The 19,443-nt window shown below is 72.6% G+C and carries 18 protein-coding genes; 10 read left to right on the top strand and 8 right to left on the bottom strand.

What is annotated here, in order from left to right; genetic code table 11:
* Positions 1-26: 26 nt before the first annotated feature.
* The 5 genes from AB0H12_RS27360 to AB0H12_RS27340 all read right to left on the bottom strand — a co-directional run bounded on the left by AB0H12_RS27360 (position 27) and on the right by AB0H12_RS27340 (position 5,438).
* On the bottom strand, positions 27-845 hold the full coding sequence (locus tag AB0H12_RS27360; RefSeq protein WP_499626518.1) for a cation:proton antiporter: 819 nt from the start codon (positions 843-845) through the stop codon (positions 27-29).
* 356 nt (positions 846-1,201) lie between these two features.
* On the bottom strand, positions 1,202-3,370 hold the full coding sequence (gene secD, locus AB0H12_RS27355) for a protein translocase subunit SecD (protein WP_499626516.1): 2,169 nt from the start codon (positions 3,368-3,370) through the stop codon (positions 1,202-1,204).
* Positions 3,371-3,406: 36 nt separating this feature from the next.
* Positions 3,407-3,736, bottom strand: coding sequence for a hypothetical protein (locus AB0H12_RS27350; protein ID WP_499626515.1), 330 nt, complete (start codon positions 3,734-3,736; stop codon positions 3,407-3,409).
* Between the two features lie 23 nt (positions 3,737-3,759).
* Positions 3,760-4,752, bottom strand: coding sequence for a tetratricopeptide repeat protein (locus AB0H12_RS27345; protein ID WP_499626514.1), 993 nt, complete (start codon positions 4,750-4,752; stop codon positions 3,760-3,762).
* Between the two features lie 86 nt (positions 4,753-4,838).
* On the bottom strand, positions 4,839-5,438 hold the full coding sequence (locus AB0H12_RS27340) for an FMN-dependent NADH-azoreductase (protein ID WP_499626512.1): 600 nt from the start codon (positions 5,436-5,438) through the stop codon (positions 4,839-4,841).
* A 115-nt stretch (positions 5,439-5,553) separates the two neighbouring features.
* Between AB0H12_RS27340 and AB0H12_RS27335 the strand changes: the two genes are divergently transcribed.
* Positions 5,554-6,024, top strand: coding sequence for a MarR family winged helix-turn-helix transcriptional regulator (locus AB0H12_RS27335; protein ID WP_499626511.1), 471 nt, complete (start codon positions 5,554-5,556; stop codon positions 6,022-6,024).
* 4 nt (positions 6,025-6,028) lie between these two features.
* On the opposite strand, the gene AB0H12_RS27330 is transcribed toward AB0H12_RS27335, so the two are convergent.
* Positions 6,029-7,225, bottom strand: a complete 1,197-nt coding sequence (locus tag AB0H12_RS27330) for an NAD(P)/FAD-dependent oxidoreductase (RefSeq protein ID WP_499626509.1) — start codon at positions 7,223-7,225, stop codon at positions 6,029-6,031.
* 172 nt (positions 7,226-7,397) lie between these two features.
* Here AB0H12_RS27330 and AB0H12_RS27325 point away from each other — a divergent pair, with 172 nt between their 5' ends.
* The 7 genes from AB0H12_RS27325 to AB0H12_RS27295 all read left to right on the top strand — a co-directional run bounded on the left by AB0H12_RS27325 (position 7,398) and on the right by AB0H12_RS27295 (position 14,918).
* Positions 7,398-7,601 (top strand): hypothetical protein, encoded by a 204-nt coding sequence (locus AB0H12_RS27325; protein WP_053722955.1) that lies wholly within the window; start codon positions 7,398-7,400, stop codon positions 7,599-7,601.
* 67 nt (positions 7,602-7,668) lie between these two features.
* Positions 7,669-9,528 carry an SDR family oxidoreductase gene (locus tag AB0H12_RS27320; protein ID WP_499626507.1) on the top strand — a complete coding sequence of 620 codons (1,860 nt, stop codon included), beginning with the start codon at positions 7,669-7,671 and terminating at the stop codon, positions 9,526-9,528.
* Positions 9,525-11,105 (top strand): AMP-binding protein, encoded by a 1,581-nt coding sequence (locus AB0H12_RS27315; protein WP_499626505.1) that lies wholly within the window; start codon positions 9,525-9,527, stop codon positions 11,103-11,105. Before AB0H12_RS27320 ends, AB0H12_RS27315 begins: the two co-directional genes overlap by 4 nt.
* Before the next feature lie 26 nt (positions 11,106-11,131).
* Entirely contained in the window at positions 11,132-12,457 is a 1,326-nt protein-coding gene (locus tag AB0H12_RS27310) for a helix-turn-helix transcriptional regulator (RefSeq protein WP_499626503.1), read from the top strand.
* A gap of 221 nt (positions 12,458-12,678) precedes the next feature.
* Positions 12,679-12,828: a hypothetical protein gene (locus AB0H12_RS27305; protein ID WP_230565996.1), complete on the top strand. Its 150-nt coding sequence runs from the start codon at positions 12,679-12,681 to the stop codon at positions 12,826-12,828.
* Between the two features lie 63 nt (positions 12,829-12,891).
* Complete coding sequence (locus AB0H12_RS27300; RefSeq protein WP_499626501.1) at positions 12,892-13,383, top strand: PH domain-containing protein; 492 nt, start codon at positions 12,892-12,894, stop codon at positions 13,381-13,383.
* Positions 13,380-14,918, top strand: coding sequence for a PH domain-containing protein (locus AB0H12_RS27295; protein ID WP_499626499.1), 1,539 nt, complete (start codon positions 13,380-13,382; stop codon positions 14,916-14,918). Before AB0H12_RS27300 ends, AB0H12_RS27295 begins: the two co-directional genes overlap by 4 nt.
* Here the strand turns inward: AB0H12_RS27295 and AB0H12_RS27290 are convergent.
* The gene (locus tag AB0H12_RS27290) at positions 14,907-15,881 is read right to left on the bottom strand and encodes a GlxA family transcriptional regulator (RefSeq protein ID WP_499626497.1); all 975 of its coding nucleotides are present in this window, start codon (positions 15,879-15,881) and stop codon (positions 14,907-14,909) included. The genes AB0H12_RS27295 and AB0H12_RS27290 overlap by 12 nt on opposite strands.
* A 71-nt stretch (positions 15,882-15,952) precedes the next feature.
* Between AB0H12_RS27290 and AB0H12_RS27285 the strand changes: the two genes are divergently transcribed.
* A complete protein-coding gene (locus AB0H12_RS27285; protein ID WP_499626496.1) occupies positions 15,953-17,248 on the top strand; it encodes an MFS transporter in 1,296 nt (431 codons plus the stop codon).
* On the opposite strand, the gene AB0H12_RS27280 is transcribed toward AB0H12_RS27285, so the two are convergent.
* Positions 17,180-18,703, bottom strand: a complete 1,524-nt coding sequence (locus AB0H12_RS27280; protein WP_499626495.1) for a helicase HerA-like domain-containing protein — start codon at positions 18,701-18,703, stop codon at positions 17,180-17,182. The two genes, AB0H12_RS27285 and AB0H12_RS27280, sit on opposite strands and share 69 nt — an antisense overlap.
* A gap of 83 nt (positions 18,704-18,786) precedes the next feature.
* Between AB0H12_RS27280 and orn the strand changes: the two genes are divergently transcribed.
* Positions 18,787-19,398, top strand: coding sequence for an oligoribonuclease (gene orn / locus AB0H12_RS27275; protein ID WP_499626493.1), 612 nt, complete (start codon positions 18,787-18,789; stop codon positions 19,396-19,398).
* Positions 19,399-19,443: the final 45 nt, after the last annotated feature.

Raw genomic sequence — 19,443 nt, 5'->3', positions numbered from 1 at the left:
CCGCCGCCAGGGATCGCGGGTGATCACTACGCGAACAGGCGCTTCGGCAGCAGCCAGGTCAGCCGGTCCGAACGCAGCACGGCCAGCGGACCCACCACGGCCAGCAGCAGGACGTAGTCCGCCACGAAGGGCGCGACGCGGGAGTCCAGGCCCGCCGCCACCGCCATCGCCATCGCGGCCAGGACCAGGGAGAACTCACCGCGCGTCAACACGGTCAGGCCGATGTCCACCGCCTGCCGCCGGTCGAACGAGTGCAGCTTCGCGGCGTACAGGCCGGCACCCAGGTTCAGCACGATCGTCACCCCGACGGCCGCCAGGATCGGCAGCGCCACCGTGCCCACGGCGCGGGGATCGATGCTCAGGCCGAAGAGGAAGAAGAACAGCGCGCCGAACGCGTCCCGCAGCGGCAGCACCAGCTTGTGCACGCGGGGCGCGACGCCGGAACCGCCGAGCACGGCGCCGACCATGAACGCGCCGATCGCGTCGGACACCCCGAGTTCGTGCGCGACCACCGCGCCCGTCACCGCCACCCCGACGAAGCACACCACCAGCAGCTCGTCGTCCGCCGGACCGAACACCCTGGTCACCACCCGGCCGCCCCAGCGCGGGATCGCGGCCAGTACCAGCAGGAACGCGAGCGCCTTGCCGAAGTCCACCAGCGCGGACACCCCGGACGTCCCGCTGAGCACGGGCCGCAGCACGGCCAGGTACAGCGCGAGGAACACGTCCTCGATCACGATGATGCCCATCACCAGCCGTGACTCCGGATTGCGCAACCGCCGCGCCTCGACCAGCAGCTTCGTCACGATCGCCGACGACGAGATGCCGATCGCGCAGGCGATCACCAGCGCCTCGCAGCGTGCCCCACCCCAGCGCGAAGCCGAACGCCAGCCCGCCGCCGATGTTGAGCACCAGGTACCCGGCCCCCGCCATGGCGAGCCGTCGGCCGCCCGACACCAGGTCGTCCACCGAGAACTCGAGGCCGAGGTAGAACAGCAGGAACACCAGGCCGAGGCTGGACAGGACAGCCATCTCGCCGGGACCGTCCACAAGGGACAGACCCGGGGGTGTGCGGCCCGAACAGGATGCCCGCCACCATGAACAGCGGGATCGTCGGCAGTCCGATCCGGACACCGGCGCGCGCGATGACGCCCGCGGCGAGGAACGCCCCACCGACCCGCCAGCAACGCGTGGCCGGTGCTCACCGGTCCTCCAGCACGATCGCCACCGGCGCCGCGGTCAGCACGGTGGAGACCGTGCCGGCGACGAGCCCGATCAGCAGCGCGGTGGAGAAGTCGGCCAGCGAGCCGTCACCGAGCACCAGCAGCGCGGCCAGCACGAACAGCACGCCGATACCCGTGTTCACGGTCCGCGGCAGGGTTTGCAGCACCGCCGAACTCATCACCTCGGGGAACGGCGCCCGCGTCCGCCGCAGCTCGCGTACCCGGTCGAACACCACCACCGAGTCGTTCACCGAGTACCCGATCACGGTCAGCAGCGCGGCCAGGAACACGCCGTCGGCCGTCTTGCCCAGCCACGCGAACGCGCCGACCAGCACGATCACGTCCGTGACCAGCGCGACCACGGTGGCCACGCCGAGCCGCCAGTCGAACCGCACGGCCAGGTAGACCAGCTGCGCGGCCACCGCGATGGCCAGCGCGATGAGCGCGTTGCGCCGCAGCTCCGAGCCCAGGCTGGGGCCGATCAGCTCGTTGCTGACCTGCTCCGCACCACCGGTCGCGCGGTCCACCGCCTCGCCCACGCGCACGGCGGCGGCCGAGTCGATCGGACCGGTGCGCACCGAGACGCCGTCGGAACCCGAGCTCACCACGACCGCGTCACCGAACCCGGCGGACGCCAGTTCCGCCCGCACCCGACCGGTGTCCACTGAGCCGGTGTCCGTCGGGGACGCGGTGAACTCCAGCATCCGACCGCCGGTGAACTCCACGCCCAGCTCCAGTCCTCGCAGGACCAGCCCGCCGACGGCCGCCAGCAGCACGAGCCCGGCCGCGAGCAGCCACTGCCGGGGCCGCCGGAACAACGTGATCCCGCGCGAGGTCAGCCACGTGCGCACCCTCCCCAACGTGTGCAGCCCGCTCCACTCGGGCCGCCGATGCAGCAACGGCATCACCAGCTGCAACAGCACCCGGCTCAGCACCAGGGCGCTGAACAACGACGCCAGCACACCGATCGACAGCGTGACGCCGAACCCCTTCACCGGCCCCGTGGCCAACCAGAACAGCAGCCCGGCGGCCAGCAACGTGGTCACGTTCGAGTCCGCCACCGCGCTCAGCGCGCCGCGGAAGCCCTGGTCCACCGACCGCGGCAGGCGTTTGCGCCGCGCGTACTCCTCCCGCGACCGCTCGAACACCAGCACGTTCGCGTCCACCGCCATGCCGATGGCCAGCACGAACCCGGCCAACCCCGGCAACGTCAACGTCGCGCCGATCGCCAGCATCGCCGCGTACGCCAAGGCCGCGTAACCACCCAGCGCCAGCACGGCCACGAGCCCCGCCAGCCGGTACACGAACACCAGGAACAGGCCGGTCAACGCCACGCCGATGATCGCCGCACGGGCGCTGGCCTCGATCGCCTCCGCGCCGAGCGTCGGCCCGACGGTCCGCTGCTCCACCACCTCCACCGGCACGGGCAGCGCGCCGGACCGGATCACCAGCGCCAGCTCCTCGGCCTCCGCCTGGCCGAACTGCCCGGTGATCGACGTGCTGCCGCCGATCATGCCCGTGCCGCACACCGTCGACACGTCCACCTGCGGCGCGGACACGACCTCGCCGTCCAGCACGAACGCCACGCGCCGCTTCGGGTCGCCCGGCGGTGAGCACGCGGCCTCCGCGGTCACCCGCTGCCACGCCTGCGGCGCGTCGCCCTGGAAGTCGACGCCGACCAGGTAGCCGACGCCCTGCGGGTTGGGCGTGGCGCGGGCGTCCTCGATGCCCTCGCCGGTCATCACGACCTCGCCGAGGCTGACCGCGTCACCCTCGGGCGTGGGCACGTCGCCGAGCCCGGTCACCGGCTGCACGCGCAGCTGGGCCGTGCGGCCGAGCACCTCGATGGCCTCGGTCGGGTCCTGCACGCCGGGCAGCTCCACCACGATGCGGTGGTCTCCGGACCGGGCCAGCACGGGTTCGGCCACGCCGAGCTCGTCGACCCGGCGGCGCAGCACCTCCATCGCCCGGTCGGTGGCGTCGGAGGTGGCCTCGGACGGGGTTTCGAGCACGACCTGGGTGCCGCCGCGCAGGTCGAGGCCGAGGCGCGGTTGGACGGTGAGCAGGGTGAACGCGGACGCGGCGAGCACGCCGAGGGCCAGCAGCCCACGGACGACAAGAGCTCGCCGCGCACTGGGGCGCGGCATGGCGAAGAGACCTCCGGGTGAGGTGAACGGGTGGGTTCAGCTACCGGAGGGCCGGGGAGGTGCGCGTTCGCCGAGCGGGGTCCGGGCGTTGCGCTCGGGGGTGCGGTGGGTCGGGTCGACGACCTGCACCCGCACCGGCGGCGCGGGCGTGACGTGCACGGCGGGCTGGACGCCGTCCAGCGGCTGGCCGACGTGCACCTGCACGGGGTGCGCGGCGTTCGTGCCGCGGGTGGCCGCGCCGGGCAGGTGGGCGGCGTCCACGGTGGACGAGACGGCGGCCACGTCGGCGGTCGTGCTCGGGCCGGGTCCGGACACGACGAAACCCGCGATCAACGCCAGGATCGCGAGCAGCGCGCGTCGGGTCATCGGCCTCCTTCCCGACATCCAGGTTAGCGGCTTCCGGAGAGGACCACGACGGCTCCGCCGAGCAGGGCGCACAGCCACGCGATCACGAGCGGCTGCATCGTCGTGGCCCCGAGGAGGAGCGCCACCGCCCAGCCGGCGAGGATGACCGCGGCCAGGCCGAACATCGTCGTGGCGAAGGCCACCTTGGGCCGGTGCAGCGGCAGCCGCAGCAACGCCCGCCGCACACCGCCCCGGGCCTTCAGCAGCACCAATCCCGCGATCACGAGGCAGCCGACGACCAGCAGCCCGGCGAACCAGCCCACCATCGGCGTCGGCGTCGGCATGCCGGCCAGCAGCAGCACGAGGCCGCCGGCGACGAGCAGCGCGGCGAGCCGCGACAGCGCGGGCCAGACCAGGACGTGCGCGGCGTGCAGGGCTTCACCGGACGGCGGCGGCACGGGCGCGCCGCCGCGCTTTCGCCGGACGGTGGCGAGGTTCGCGCGCACGTCGTCGTCGCCCGGGTCGAGGCGCAACGCGGTGCGGTAGGCGCGTTCGGCGGTGCCCCAGTCGCGCACGCGCAACGCGGAGTCGCCGAGCACCTGGAACGCGCGGGCCTCCGTCGGCGCGAGGTGCGCGGCCTCCCGCGCCACCTCCACGGCCTCGCGCTGCCCTTCGGGGCTGTCGGCCAGCACCTCGGCCAGCACCACCTGGCAGCGCCAGTCGCCGGGCTTGCGGCGCACGCACTCCCGGGCCGCGACCACCGCTTCGGTGTGCCGGCCGAGTTCGCTCAACGCCAACGCGGTCAGCCGCTGCGCCCACGCCGGGTCGCCGTCGAGCACCAGGGCCCGCTTGGCGGCGCTCAGCGCCGGGTCGGGCTCGCCCGCGTCGAGGTGGGCGGCGGCCAGCCGGCACCACGCCTCACCGTGCAGCGGGTTGACCGCGAGGGCCGGCTGGAGCAGGCCGATCGCCTCGCGCGGGAACCCGCGTGCGGTCAACTCGGCGGCACGCACCACGACCGCGGCGATCGGCTCCGACATGGTCCACATGGTCGCAGGCCGACGACGCTTGCACTATCGGGTGACGGGCCGCCCCCTCGACCACGGCCCGTCACCCGATCTCCCCCTCAGGCGACGGCCAACTCGCGCACCACCCGGTGCGCGTCCTCCAACGAGGAGACCGCGAGTTCGCGGAACTGGGCCATGTGCGGCACGACGCCGGCCAACGTCAGCTCGGCGTGCACGAACTCCAGGTCCCGGTCCAGGCCCAGCATGCCGAACACCGCGCGCAGGTACGGCTCCTGGAAGTCGAACGAGTGCCGGGGCGTGCCGGGCGCGTACGAGCCGCCCCGCGCGGTCACGACCACGATCCGCTTGCCGGTCAGCACGCCTTCGCCGGTCTGCTGGTCGGCCATCAGCTCCGGCACGATGATCCAGTCCAGCCACGCCTTCAGGCTCGACGGCAGGCCGAAGTTGTACATCGGCACGCCGAGCAGCACCGTGTCCGCCGCCTTCACCTCCGCGATCAGCCGCCGCTCCAACGGCCGGTCGCCGTCGGCCTCCCGCGTGGCCAGCGCCGCCGGATCGACGTGCGGCAGCGGGTCGGCAGCCAGGTCGCGGTAGGTGTACGCGCCGTCCGGTCGGGCGGCCCGCCAGGCCTCGGCGAAAGCACCGCTGACCTCGCGCGACACCGAACCCTCGAACCGCAGGCTGGTGTCGATGTGCAACAAGTGGACCATAGTTCCCTCTCAGAAGTTCTTGGCTCGGAACATATGGGTAGATGCGTTACGAGTCAAGATGTTCTCAGCCAAGAATATCTCACAGCCGGCGTATGATCCGGGCATGGACCTCGCACCCAGCCTCGGCTGCACCAGCCGTGCGGGCCTGAACTGGCTGCTGCACCGCGCGGCGCAGAAACTGGGCACGGTCGCGCAGGAAGCGGCGGTGCGGCACGGCATCACCACGCGCGGGCAGATCGTGCTGACCGCGTTGGCCAGCGAGGAGTTCCAGCGCACCCAGCTCGCGCTCGGCCACGCGCTCGGCGTCGACAAGACCACGCTGACCGCGGAGCTGGACCGGCTGGAACGCGCGGGCCTGATCATGCGCAAGCCGGACCCGAACGACCGGCGCGTGCGCGTGCCGGTGATCACCGAGCAGGGCCGGGCCGTCCAGCGCGAGGTCGAGGAGCTGCACGTCCAGGTGGAGCGCGAGTTCACCGCCGAGCTCTCGCCGGAGGAAGCCCGCGCCCTGCACGAGCTGCTGGAGCGCCTGATCGCGGCCGACCACGGGCCCGACAGCGGCTCCTGCCTGTGACGGCCTAGCCCAGATCGCCGCCGCGCAGCCGCTCCGGCGCCACCTCGGCCCGCGCGTCGACCAGCAGCTGCAACGCTTCCCCGTCGTCCCACTGATTGACGTTCATCGCCGCTTGCACCCTCCCGTCGCGCAGCCAGAACGCGGTGAACTCGCGCGCGTCCACGTCACCGCGCACCACCAGCTCGTCGCGCTCGGCGTCGGCGAGTCCCCGGTACTCCATGCCGAGGTCGTACTGGTCGGTGAAGAAGTACGGCGACGCCTCGTACGGCTCCTCGTGCCCGAGGACCGGGCCGGCCACGTGCTCACCCTGGCCCTTGGCGTTCGCCCAGTGCTCGACCCGGACCCGCCGCCCGTAGCGGGGGTGGTCGTGCGCGGCGATGTCGCCGACGGCGAAGACGTCCGGCGCGGACGTGCGCAGCGCGGCGTCCACCGCCACCCCGCCGTCGGCCAGCGCCAGCCCGGCGTCCCGCGCCAGGCCCAGGTCCGGCGCGGCGCCCACCGCGACCACCAGCACGTCACCGGTCAGCGAACCGCCGTCGGCGAGCCGGACGCCGTGCTCGGTGAAGCCGTCCACCCCGACGCCGAGCCGCCACCTCACGTCGTGCGCGGCGTGCAGGTCGCGGAACACCTCGCCTATCCGCGGCCCGAGCACGCGCCGCAACGGCAGGTCCACCGGGTCGACCACGGTCACCGTCGCGCCGTGCCGCCGGGCCGCGGCGGCGACCTCGCAGCCGATCCACCCCGCGCCGACGATGACCACCTCGCGGCCGTCGGCCAGCTCGCGCCGCAACGCCAGCGAGTCCTCCACCGTGCGCAACGTCCGCAGACCTGGGAGCTCTCCGCCCGGCACGGGCAACCGGCGCGGTGTCGAGCCCGTCGCCAGGATCAGCCGATCGTACGAGTGCGTTGCGCCGGTCGAGTCCTCGACCGCCCGTCCCGCGACGTCGACGCGGACGATCTCGACGCCGAGCCGCAGCTCGACCTGGCGGGTTCCGTAGAAGTCGGGCTCGTGCACGTGGTTCGGCTCGTCGGCGTCGCCCAGCAGGACCTGCTTGGACAGCGCCGGAAGCTCGTACGGCTGGTGCTCTTCACGGCCGAAGACGACGAGGTCACCGGTGTAACCGCGCTCACGCAACGCTCCTGCCGCCGCAGCGCCGGCCAGACCTGATCCAATTATCACGATCCGTTGCGGTTCAGCCATTTTCTCACCCCTTCAGGTGACTGCAACAACAGCCTCATGCGACGCTAGCGACAGCTCGGCTCGGTCGCCCGACGGAACGCCCCGTCATGGCACCAAGCCGCGTGCGTCTCCTCCCACGAGCGCCCGGATTGGTCCGAGCACCCCGTGTCGAGACACCTGGAGGTTGGGGGCCGTGAGCACAGGCAAGGAGTGGCAGATCTCCTGCCGCGACATCGCGTCACGTCGCCGTGACATGACCGTTTTCGTCAGCCAGGGCCACGTCGTGGTGACGGTGCCGCCGGGTGAGGCCGCCGTGCTGACGCCGTTGGAGGTGGGCCGCCTGCGCGCGGCCTTGCGCGACGCGGTGGTGAACGCGTCCGGCACGCCGGAAAACTGATCACAGGCGTTCCGATTTCACCCCGCACTCTTCCTACTCACGGGTAGGTAGTGTCAGTATCGGGGTCGTGAGTACCTACTTCGTCACCGGCGCGACGGGTTTCATCGGCAGGCGCCTGGTCGCCGAGCTCCTGCGGCGACCGGACTGCGAACGGGTGTTCGCGCTGGTCAGACCGCACTCGGCGGACAAGCTGGACGTGCACGGCAAGCTGACGCCGGTGCTGGGCGACCTCGGCTCGCCGATCGACGCCGACCGGGTCGACCACGTCGTGCACCTGGCCGCCGTCTACGACTTCACCGCGTCCGCCGACGCGCACCACGCCGTCAACGTCGAGGGCACCCGGCGGGTCGTGGAGTACGCCGAGCGCACCGGTTGCGGGCTGCTGCACCACGTGTCGTCCATCGCGGTCGCGGGCGACCACCGCGGCACGTTCACCGAGGACGACTTCGACCTCGGCCAGCACCTGCCCTCGCCGTACCACGTGACCAAGCACGCGGCCGAGCGGATCGTCCGCGACCAGGGCATGCCGTGGCGCGTGTACCGGCCGGGCGCCGTGGTCGGCGACTCGCGCATGGGCGAGATCGACAAGGTCGACGGCCCGTACTGCTTCTTCCCGGCGCTGGCCGCGCTCGCCCGCCTGCCGCGCCGGCTGCCGCTCGTCGCGCCGCACTTCGGGGCCACGAACCTGGTCCCCGTCGACTACGTGGTGCGCGCGCTGGACCGGTTGATCCACGCCGACGTGCCGTCCGGCAGCACGTTCCACCTCACCGCGCGCCGCTCCCAGTCGCTGGACGAGGTCCACAACGCGCTGGCCGACGCCGCCGGCGCCCCGAAGGTCCGGTTCACCGTGCCGATGCCGCTGCCCGCCGCGCCGACGAGCGCGATCCTCACCGGCGTGCTCACCGAACTGGGCATCCCGCCGCAGGTCGTGCCGCGCCTCGCGGTGCACGCGGAGTTCGACTCGACCGCCACCCGCGCGGTCACCGGCCTGGAACCGCCCGACTTCACCACTTACGCGCCCGTGTTGTGGAAGTACTGGTCGGACCACCTGGACCCGTTGCGCGCCGCCCGCAAGCACGGCCTGGCCGGGCGGACCGTGCTGATCACCGGCGCGTCGTCGGGCATCGGCGCGGCCACCGCGCTCGCCGTGGCCCGGGAGGGAGCGGTGCCGCTGCTGGTCGCGCGCCGTGCCGAGGAGTTGGAGCACGTCGCCGAGCGGATCCGCGCGGAGGGCGGCACGGCGCACACCTACCCGTGCGACCTGACCGACGCGGAAGCCGTCGGCGCGCTGCTCAAGCAGGTCCTGGCCGAGCACGACGGCATCGACGCGCTGGTCAACAACGCGGGCCGGTCGATCCGGCGCAGCGCGCACCTGTCCGTCGACCGGTTGCACGACTACGAGCGCACCATGGCGTTGAACTACTTCGCGCCGCTGCGGCTGGTCCTCGGACTGCTACCGCACATGAGGGAACGGCGGTTCGGGCACATCGTGAACATCTCCAGCATGGGCGTGCAGCTCAACACCCCGCGCTTCTCCGCCTACCTGGCCTCCAAGAGCGCGCTGGACGCGTTCAGCCGGGTGGCGGCTAGCGAGACGGTGGCGGACGGTGTCACGTTCACGTCCGTGCGGATGCCGTTGGTGCGAACACCCATGATCGGGCCGACGAAGGTCTACGACGCTTTCTCGGCGGCGACGCCCGAACGCGCGGCGCGGTGGGTCGTCCGTGCGCTGGAGCGCCGTCCCGAGGAGGTCAACCTCCCGTCCGGGCTGCTGGCCGAACTCGCCCGCAAGGCCGCGCCGAAGCAGGTGCGGTCGCTGCTGCACCTGGCGTACCGGGCGATGCCGGAGAAGGGCACGCCGCGCACGCCGCCGGTGGCCGCCGTCGCCGCGGGCGTCACCCGCCTCGTCCTGCGGGCGACGCGGTGAACCGGGTCCTGGAAGCGCTGCGCGCGTTGGCGACGCTGGTGCGCGCCGGCGTCGTGCGGCCGATGGGCCCCGGCAGGCTGCTCGGTGTCGTCGACGCCTACCTCCAGTGGGACATCACGGTGGCGTTCGGGTTCGCCACCGGCGCGGCGCGCCACCCCGACCGGCCGGCGATCATCGACGACGCGGGCACGCTCACCTACGCCGAGGTCGACGAACGCACCACCCGGCTCGCGCACGGCCTGCACGACCTCGGCGTGCGGTCGGGGTCGAAGGTCGCGGTGCTGTGCCGCAACCACCGCGGTTTCGTGGAGACCGTGGCCGCGTGCGTGAAGCTCGGCGCGCACACCGTGCTGATCAACACCGGGTTGAGCGCGGCCCAGATCGCCGTGGTGCTGCGCGAGCAGGACGTGTCCGTGGTCGTCGCCGACACCGAGTTCCGCGGTCTGCTGGCCAACGCGCCGCGCAAGGTCCGCCGGGTGATGGCGTGGGTCGAGGGCGTCACCAGGAGCAGGACGCTGGAGCAGCTGATCGCGGGCTCACCCGCCACGCCGCTGCCCAGGCGCCCGCCGCGCGGCCGGATGATCGTGCTGACGTCGGGCACCACGGGCGCGCCGAAGGGCGCCAGGCGGCCGGAGCCGGCGAGCCTCGCGCCCGCCGCCGCGATGCTGTCCCGCATCCCGTTCAGGGCGGGCGACCGGTTCTCCGTGCCGGCGCCGCTGTTCCACACCTGGGGCCTGGCCGCGTTCCAGATCGGGCTGGTGCTCGGCGCGACGTTCGTGCTGCGCCGCAAGTTCGACCCGGCGCTCGTGCTCGCCGACGCGCGCGAGCACGGCAGCGAGGCGCTGTTCGCCGTTCCCGTGATGCTGCAGCGCATCCTCGAGCTGACCGGGCGCCCGCACCTGCCGAAGCTGCGGGTGATCGCGTCCAGCGGCTCGGCGCTGCCGCCACCGGTGGCCCGGCGGTGCCTGGAGGAGTTCGGCCCGGTGCTCTACAACCTCTACGGCTCCACCGAGGTGTCGTGGGTGACCATCGCCCGGCCCGACGAGCTGGCCCGGCGCCCGGACACGGCGGGCCTGCCGCCGCGCGGCACCCGGCTGGCGATCCTGGACGACGCGGGCGACCCGGTGCCCGTCGGCACGACCGGCCGCATCTTCGTGGCCAACGACATGCTGTTCGACGGCTACACCAACGGCGCGGGCAAGGAGGTCCGGGACGGCCTCATGTCGACCGGCGACGTCGGCTACCGCGACCGGGACGGCCTGCTGTTCGTCGCCGGCCGCGACGACGAGATGATCATCTCCGGCGGCGAGAACGTGTACCCGCACGAGGTCGAGGACCTGCTGGCGGGCCTGGCCGGGGTCCGAGAGGTCGCCGTGGTCGGCGTGCCGGACGAGCAGTTCGGCCAACGGCTCGCCGCGTACGTCGTGCCCGAGGAGCCCGGGGCGCTGGACGAGGACGCGGTGCTCGACCACGTGCGCGGCAACCTGGCCAGGTTCTCCGTGCCGAGGGAGGTGGTCTTCCTCGACGCCCTGCCGCGCAATGAGACGGGAAAGGTGCTGAAGCGCGAGTTGGGGTGAGTACCCTCTCGAGCGGGGGCAGACTCATGACGATTCCCGTCCAGCGGGCGGCCGATCCGCGCGAGGCCGCGGTGTCCAACCTGCGCGAGGCGCGGATGGCGTTGGACGAGGGCCGCCCCGGTGACGCGCTGGAGTCCGCCGAGAAGGCGGTGGCCGCGTTCTCGTGGCTGGACGACGCCGAAGGCGTGGCGCACAGCGTGCTGGCCCAGTCCGTGGCGCTCGGCAAGCGCGGGCTGCTGCCCGGCGCGCTGGACACCATCGACCGGGTGCAGGCCATCGCGGCGGCCAACCGGCACGTCGGGCTCCAGGCGTGGTGCAGCTTCTCGCAGGCCGTGGTGGAGCTGCGGCTGGACTCGCGGGAGCGGTCGCTGCACTCGCTGGCCCGCGCCCTCGGCCTGGCCGAGCTGACCAAGGACGTCGAGCTGATCGGCTCAATCCTGTACGAGCAGGCCAACGTCCTGCGCACGCAGTACCACGAGCACTGCATGGTGCGCACGGCGGCGAGCCGGTGCAGCCCGGACGGCGAGCCGTGCACGCGCAAGCTGCGGCGCGCCGAGGCGTTGTGCGCGCAGGCCCGTGACCGGTGGAAGCACCTCGACCAGCCGTTGCAGATGGCCAGGCTGAACCTGTTGCTCACGCACGTGCGGCTGGACCTGGGCGACGTGGAGCGGGCGCTGCGCTCGTGCCAGCGGGCCGACCGGCTGCTGACCGGGCAGGACCGGCCCGTGCTGCGGGCCGAGCTGCTGATGGCGCGGGCCCGGATCAGCGGCGCGCGGGAGCGGCACGACGACCAGGTGCGGCTGCTCACGCGTGCGGCGGAGCTGGCGATGGGCGTGCTGGCGCGGGAAGTCGCGGTGCGGGCGCACGGCGCGCTGAGCGTGGCCCACGAACGGGCCGGGAACCTGGACTCCGCGTTGCGACACGCCCGGTCTCAATTGGAGCAGTACCGGCTGTGGGAGCTCCAGGAAGGCCGCGACCTGCTGCGGATGCGGGAGCACGACCTGTCCGCCCGGCTGGTCGACCAGCTGGCCGAGCGCACGTTCGGGCTGCGCCGCGAGCAGCGGGCGGCGCCGGACCCGCTGCGCAGCTCGGCCACCGCCGAGCAGGACAACCGGCGGATCGCGCGGGCGCTGCGGTCCGGGCTGACCAAGCGCGGCATCGAGGTGCTGCGGCGCGTCGCGGCCGGTGAGAGCACCGCGGACATCGCGGCCGAGCTGTCGTTGTCGCCGAAGACCGTGCAGAACCACCTCCAGCGGATCTACCGGACGATCGGCGTGCGCGACCGGGCGGGCGCGGCGGTCTGGTGGGTGGACCTGGACGAGGAGGCGCGGACCAGACCGCTGCTCGACTGAGTCACCTCAGGGTTTCCGGCTCGTTACCGTAATGGTGGGATGTCCCCGACGATCGGGGCTGCCGCTCCGGGGGTATTGCCTAACGGGCAGGGGCAGAAGTGGGTGATGACCGTGACGACCCCCCTGTGCCATGCTCCGCTTGGACGCCTCCGGGCGCTGTCCGCGGATCTGGTCCGGCTCCCCCTGCCGACAAAGCCGCTACGATCGAACGGAGTTCGACGATGGTTGTGCACTCCCTGCACAAGATCATGGCTGCGCTCGCCGTCTGCGCCGGTCTCGCGGTCGTCGTGGGTGTGCCCGCCGCCGTGGCCGTCCAGGGCGAGAGCGCCACGGCCAGGGTGTTCCAGGCGCCCTACGCACCGCAGCCGTAACCGATCGGTCCCGAGGCCGGGTTCGCGCGCACGCGGGCTCGGCCTTGAGGCACAGTGGACGGCGTGAGCAGCGAAGTGTTGCGCCTGCGTGCGCCGCGGCACCAGGTGAGCCGCAAGTCGATCACCCTCTGGACCCTGCACGCGCTGATCGGCTGGGCGGTGCTGCTGGCCCCGCAACTGGTCGTGCTGATCTTCACCGCGTCGCCGTGGCAGGTGACCGCCGCGATCGCGACCCTCGTGCTCGGCGCCGCGCACACGCTGGTGATGCCGCGCTGGCGGTACCGCGTGCACCGCTGGGAGGCCACCCCGGACGCGGTGTACACGCTGGCCGGCTGGCTGAACCAGGAGTGGCGCATCGCGCCGGTCTCGCGCATCCAGACCGTGGACACCAAGCGCGGTCCCCTGCAACAGCTCCTCGGGCTGTCCACGGTCACCGTGACCACCGCCTCGGCCGCCGGTCCCGTGCTCATCGAGGGCCTCGACCACGACGACGCGGTGCGGTTGGCCGACGAGCTGACCACCACCACCCAGGCCACGCCGGGTGATGCCACGTGACCACGGAGCTGCCCGCCGCGCCCGAGTACGCCGAGCCGGTGGTGGACTGGCACCGGCTGGACGTGCGGATGCTCGTCGTCCGCCCGCTGAACGAGCTGCTCGGCCTGGTGCCGCTGTTCGTCGGCCTGATCGTGCTCGGCAAGGGCGAGACGTGGCGGATCCTGGTCAGCGTCGGCGTGATCGCGGCGATCGTGCTGTTCGGCCTGCTGCGCTGGATCACCACCCGGTACCGGATCACCACCGAGCAGGTCGAGCTGCACACCGGTCTGCTCGTGCGCAAGCGCCTGGCGGTGCCGCGCGACCGGATCCGCACGGTAGACCTGACCGCGAAGCTCGGGCACCGGCTGTTCGGGCTGTCCGCGATCCGGGTCGGCACCGGGCAGCGCGACCAACCCGGCGAGGACGGCCTGACGCTGGACGCGGTGTCGTCGGCCGAGGCGGAACGGCTGCGCGTGCTGCTGCTCACCATCGCCAAGGCGGAAACCCCTGCCGTCGCGGAGGAAGCGCGGCCGGGCGTCGTGCTGTCCGAATGGGACAACCGGTGGCTGCGCTACGCGCCGTTGACGTTGTCCGGCCTGGTGGCCGCCGGCGCGCTGTTCGGGTTCGTGATGAACTTCGCGCGGGAGCTCGACATCGAGGTGTTCGAGCCGATGAGCGAGGCCGCGCACTGGGTCGCCCAGCAGCCGCTCGGGTTGACCATCGCGGTGATCGCCGCGGTCGTGCTGCTGGTCGCCACGTTCGGCTCGGTGCTGGTGTACGTGGTGCAGTTCTGGGGCTACCGGCTGACCCGCGAGCCGGACGACACGGTCCGCGTGCGCCGCGGCCTGCTCACCACCCGTTCGGTTTCCGTTGCGGAGCAACGGCTTCGCGGCGTCGAGCTGGTCGAACCGCTGCTGCTGCGCGCCGGGCGGGGCGCGCACGCCAAGACCGTGACGACCGGTCTGGGCCGCAAGGGCGAGAGCAACCTGCTGCTGCCGCCCGCGCCGGTCGCCGAGGCGCACCGCGTGTCCGCGGAGGTGCTGCGGTCGCCGACCGGCAGCGTCGCCGACCAGGCCGCCACCGCCGACCAGGCCGGGGCGTCGCCGACGCGGACGCCGTTGCGCCGGCACCCGATCGCCGCCCTGCGCCGCCGGATGGTGCGCGCCGTCGTGCCGTTGCTGGTGCCGGCGGCCGTCCTGGCGTGGTTCGCGCCGAGCTGGACGTGGCAGGTCGTGCTGGCGCTGGTGCCCTTCTCCGCCGCCCTGGGCTGGGACCGCTACCGCTCGCTCGGCCACGCCCTGACCGACCGACACCTCCTCGCCCGCGCCGGCTCGGCGGTCCGCGAAACCGTTGCGCTGCAACGCACCGGCATCATCGGCTGGCGCATCTCCCGCTCGTTCTTCCAACGCCGCGCGGGCCTGGTCACGATCACCGCCACCACCGCGGCGGGCAACGGCGCGTACCACGTGGTCGACGTGGCCGAGGCCGACGGCCTGGCGCTCGCCGACGAGGCCGTGCCGGACCTGCTGCGCCCGTTCCTGGAGCTACCCGACTGAGCGGAACGTGGTGCGGTAGGCGCTGGGCGACACGCCGAGCGTCGCGCTCATCTGCTGCCGCAGCGCCGCACCCGTGCCGAAGCCCGCGTGCCGGGCCACCTGGTCGATGGCCAGGTCGGTGGTCTCCAGCAGGTGCCGGGCCCGTTCGACGCGCTGCTGCGTGATCCACTTGCCGGGGCTCACGCCGGTCTCCTCGCGGAACCGGCGGGTGAAGGTGCGGACGCTCATCCGGGCGTGCGCGGCCAGCGCGCGCAGGTCCAGCGGCTCGTGCAGGTGCGCCACGGCCCACGCGCGCGCCGGTGCGGTGGACGTGTCGGCCCGGTCCGGGATCGGGCGGACGATGAACTGCGACTGCCCGCCCGGACGCCACGGCGGCACGACGCACCGGCGCGCGGCCATGTTCGCGACCTCGCTGCCGTGGTCCTGCCGCACGACGTGCAGGCACAGGTCGACGCCCGCGGCGACGCCCGCCGAGGTCAGCACGTCGCCCTCGTCGACGAACAGCACGTCCGGGTCGAGGTCGACGTTCGGGAACAGGCGGCGGAAGTTGTCCGCGTGGGCCCAGTGCGTGGTGGCCTTGCGCCCGTCCAGCAGGCCGGCCGCGGCCAGCACGAACGCGCCCGTGCAGATCGACATCACCCGCGCGCCCCGGTCGGCCGCCGCGAGCAGGGCGTCGCGCACGGGCTGTTCGAGCGTGCCGTCCTCCAGCACCTGCGCCCCGTAGTGCACACCGGCCACGATCACCGTGTCCGCCTCCGCCACCAGCTCCAGGCCGTGGTCGGGGGTGATGGCGAACCCGGCCGCGCTGCGCACCGGACGTCCGCCCGGCGTGCAGACCCGCACCCGGTAGTGCCGCTGTCCGTGCTCGTCGCGGGCGGCGTTGAGGACCTGCGTCGGCGTGCCGAGGTCGAACGTCACCACCTCGTCCAGCGCGAGCACGGCGACCAGGTGACGGCTGTCCATGGCCGGATTTTTGCACATGATGGCCATCCAGCCACTTTTCGGAACCGGGTCGCATCGTTGAGGCTGCTCACGTGATTCGCAGCAGGCAGAACTGGGCATGGGTGGTCGCCGGCGTCGCCTTCATCGCGCTCGTCGGCGCCGCGGCGTTCCGGGCCACCCCGGGCGCGTTGATCGAACCGCTGCAACGCGAGTTCGGCTGGTCCACGGCCACGATCGGCTTCGCCGTGTCGGTGAACCTCATGTTGTTCGGGCTGACCGCGCCGTTCGCCGCCGCCCTGATGGAGCGGCTCGGCGTGCGCAAGGTCGTGGCCTCGGCGTTGACGCTGGTCGCGGTGGGCAGCGGGTTGACCGTGTTCATGACCACGGCCTGGCAGCTGGTGCTGTTCTGGGGCGTGCTGGTCGGCCTGGGCACCGGTTCGATGGCGCTGGCGTTCGTGGCGACCATCACCGGCCGCTGGTTCGTCAAGCACCGCGGCCTGGTCACCGGCATCCTGACCGCGGGCGGTGCGACCGGGCAGCTGGTGTTCCTGCCGGTGGTGGCGGCGTTGTCGGAGTCCTCCGGGTGGCGCTCCGCGTCCGTCGTGGTGTCGGTCGCGGCCCTCGCGGTGGTGCCGCTGGTGCTGCTGTTCCTCCGCGACCACCCCGCCGACGTGGGTGTCCCGCCCTACGGCGGCGACGAGGTCGTGCCCGTGCCGCCGTCGACGGGCGGTTCGGCCCGGCGTGCCATCGGCGCGTTGACCAGCGCCGCGCGCACCGGACCGTTCTGGTTCCTGGCGGCGGGCTTCGCGATCTGCGGCGCGACCACGAACGGCCTGGTCGGCACCCACTTCATCCCCGCCGCGCACGACCACGGCATGCCCACCACCACCGCGGCGGGCCTGCTCGCCCTGGTCGGGATCTTCGACATCGCCGGCACGGTCCTGTCGGGTTGGCTCACCGACCGCGTCGACTCACGGATCCTGCTCGCCGTGTACTACGCGCTGCGCGGCGCGTCGCTGCTCGTCCTGCCGCAGCTGTTCCACGACTCGGTGCACCCGTCGATGCTCGTCTTCATCATCTTCTACGGCCTGGACTGGGTCGCCACCGTCCCGCCGACGGTGGCGCTGTGCCGCCAGGTGTTCGGCCTGTCCGCCCCGGTGGTCTTCGGCTGGGTCTTCGCCTCGCACCAGATCGGCGCGGCGATCGCCGCCACCGCCGCCGGCCTCACCCGCGACCACTTCGGCGACTACGCGCCGGCCTGGTACGTCGCCGGCCTGCTCAGCATCGGCGCCGCGTTCCTGTCCATGAAGGTCAAGCGCTCAGCGGCGCTTGCGGGAGGTCCCGAAGAGCCCACGGGTGATCTCACGCCCGAGCGCGCTCGCGGCTGAGCGCAGGAACGACTTCACCGCCGAGTTGCCGAGCACCTGCGACACCACGCCCGGCTCCTCGCGCTCGGCCCGGCGTTCGGGCTCCCGAGGTGGCGCCTCCTCCCGCGCGGGAGGAGGCGCCACCTTCGCCGTCAGCTTCTCGTACGCCGACTCGCGGTCGACCGTCTCGGCGTACTTGCCGTGCAGCTCGGACGTCTCCGCGGCCTGCTTGATCGCGTCCGATCCGATGGTGTCCATCAAGGACCGCGGCGCGCGCAGCCTCGTCCACGCGACCGGCGTCGGCGCGCCCTTCTCGCTCAGCACCGTCACCACGGCCTCGCCGATCCCCAACGACGTCAACACCTCGTCCAGCTCGTAGTGCGGCGTCGTCGGGTACGTCTTCACCGTCTTCGCCAACGCCGCCTGGTCCTCCGGCGTGAACGCCCGCAACGCGTGCTGCACCCGTGCGCCCAACTGCGACAGCACCGCGTTCGGCACGTCGGTCGGCAGCTGCGTGCAGAAGAACACACCCACGCCCTTGGACCGGATCAGCTTCACCGTCTGCGTGATCCGCTCCAGGAACGCCTTGGACGCGTCGGCGAACAGCAGGTGCGCCTCGTCGAAGAAGAACACCAGTTTCGGCTTCTCCAGGTCGCCCTCCTCGGGCAGCACCTCGAACAGCTCCGCCAGCAGCCACATCAGGAACGTCGAGAACAACGCGGGCCTGGCCTGCAACTCCGCCAGCTCCAGCAGCGACACCACACCGCGGCCGTCGACCAGCCGCATCAGGTCGCGCGGGTCGAGCTCCGGCTCGCCGAAGAACGTGTCGCCGCCCTGCGCCTCCAGGTTCACCAGCGAGCGCAGGATCACACCGGCCGTCGCCGACGACACACCGCCGAGGCCCTTCAGGTCCGCCTTGCCCTCCTCGGACGTGAGGTGCCCGATCACCGACCGCAGGTCCTTGATGTCCAGCAGCGGCAACCCGCGCGAGTCGGCCCAGTGGAAGATCAGCCCGAGCGTGGACTCCTGGGTGTCGTTGAGCCCGAGCACCTTGGACAACAGGATCGGCCCGAAGCTGGTGATGGTCGCCCGCACCGGCACTGCCGCGCCACCCGTGCCCAGCGACAGGAACTGCACCGGGCACGCCTGAGGCTGCCAGTCATCACCCGTCTGGGTGGCACGCTCGGTGACCCGCTCGCCGCCCTCGCCCGGCCGTGACAACCCCGACAGGTCGCCCTTCACGTCCGCCATCACCACCGGCACGCCCGCCGCCGACAGCTGCTCCGCGATCAGCTGCAACGTCTTCGTCTTGCCGGTGCCGGTGGCGCCCGCGACCAGCCCGTGCCGGTTCAGCGTGGCCAGCGGGAGCCGCACGCGCGCGGTCGGCTCCACCGTGCCGTCCACGAGGACCGCACCGAGTTCGATGGCCGCGCCTTCGGAGGCGTAACCGGCAGCGATGTCGCTCTGGGCCGTCATCGCCCCGAGCGTAATGAGATTGGAAGGGCCCGCCACCCGAAGCGACGCGGGGCCGGCGGGACCGGGCGACTAGGCTCGCGCGGGTGATGGATCGCTTGGTGTGGATCGACTGCGAGATGACAGGCCTCGACCTGGGCAAGGACGCCTTGATCGAGATCGCGGCGCTGGTGACCGACGCGGAGCTGAACGTGCTCGGCGAAGGTGTCGACGTGGTGATCCACGCCGACGACACCGCGCTCGACTCGATGCCGGACGTCGTCATGCAGATGCACGCCAAGTCGGGGCTCACCGAGGAGGTGCGGCGGTCGACCGTGACGCTCGCCGACGCCGAGGCGCAGGTGCTGGCCTACATCAAGGAGTGGGTGCCGGACCCGCGCACCGCTCCCCTGGCGGGCAACTCGATCGCCACCGACCGCGGGTTCATCGCCCGTGACATGCCCGAGCTCGACGCGCACCTGCACTACCGGATGGTCGACGTGTCGTCGATCAAGGAGCTGTGCCGGCGGTGGTACCCGCGCATCTACTACGCGCAGCCGGGCAAGGGCCTGGCGCACCGCGCCCTGGCCGACATCAAGGAGTCGATCCGCGAGCTGGCGTACTACCGGCGGACGGCGTTCGTGCCGCAGCCAGGGCCTTCCTCGGAGCAGGCGCAGGCCGTGGCCGCCGAGCTGCTGGCCGCCGACCACCTGAAATAGGGTCGATTTCAGACCCGGCGGTAGGGCACTGTATGCTTCACGCGC

The organism is Actinosynnema sp. NPDC023794, assembly GCF_040639675.1.
Taxonomy (GTDB): Bacteria; Actinomycetota; Actinomycetes; order Mycobacteriales; family Pseudonocardiaceae; genus Actinosynnema; species Actinosynnema luteola.
This window is presented reverse-complemented; position numbering and strand designations above follow the sequence as displayed.

What these genes read in the sequence shown, in the direction of transcription:
- secD (WP_499626516.1), bottom strand. Translation starts at nt 3,370, where the DNA reads ATGCCGCGCCCCAGTGCGCGGCGAGCTCTTGTCGTCCGTGGGCTGCTG.
- AB0H12_RS27350 (WP_499626515.1), bottom strand. Translation starts at nt 3,736, where the DNA reads ATGACCCGACGCGCGCTGCTCGCGATCCTGGCGTTGATCGCGGGTTTC.
- AB0H12_RS27345 (WP_499626514.1), bottom strand. Translation starts at nt 4,752, where the DNA reads ATGTCGGAGCCGATCGCCGCGGTCGTGGTGCGTGCCGCCGAGTTGACC.
- AB0H12_RS27335 (WP_499626511.1), top strand. Translation starts at nt 5,554, where the DNA reads ATGGACCTCGCACCCAGCCTCGGCTGCACCAGCCGTGCGGGCCTGAAC.
- AB0H12_RS27330 (WP_499626509.1), bottom strand. Translation starts at nt 7,225, where the DNA reads ATGGCTGAACCGCAACGGATCGTGATAATTGGATCAGGTCTGGCCGGC.
- AB0H12_RS27310 (WP_499626503.1), top strand. Translation starts at nt 11,132, where the DNA reads ATGACGATTCCCGTCCAGCGGGCGGCCGATCCGCGCGAGGCCGCGGTG.
- AB0H12_RS27305 (WP_230565996.1), top strand. Translation starts at nt 12,679, where the DNA reads ATGGTTGTGCACTCCCTGCACAAGATCATGGCTGCGCTCGCCGTCTGC.
- AB0H12_RS27290 (WP_499626497.1), bottom strand. Translation starts at nt 15,881, where the DNA reads ATGGACAGCCGTCACCTGGTCGCCGTGCTCGCGCTGGACGAGGTGGTG.
- AB0H12_RS27280 (WP_499626495.1), bottom strand. Translation starts at nt 18,703, where the DNA reads ATGACGGCCCAGAGCGACATCGCTGCCGGTTACGCCTCCGAAGGCGCG.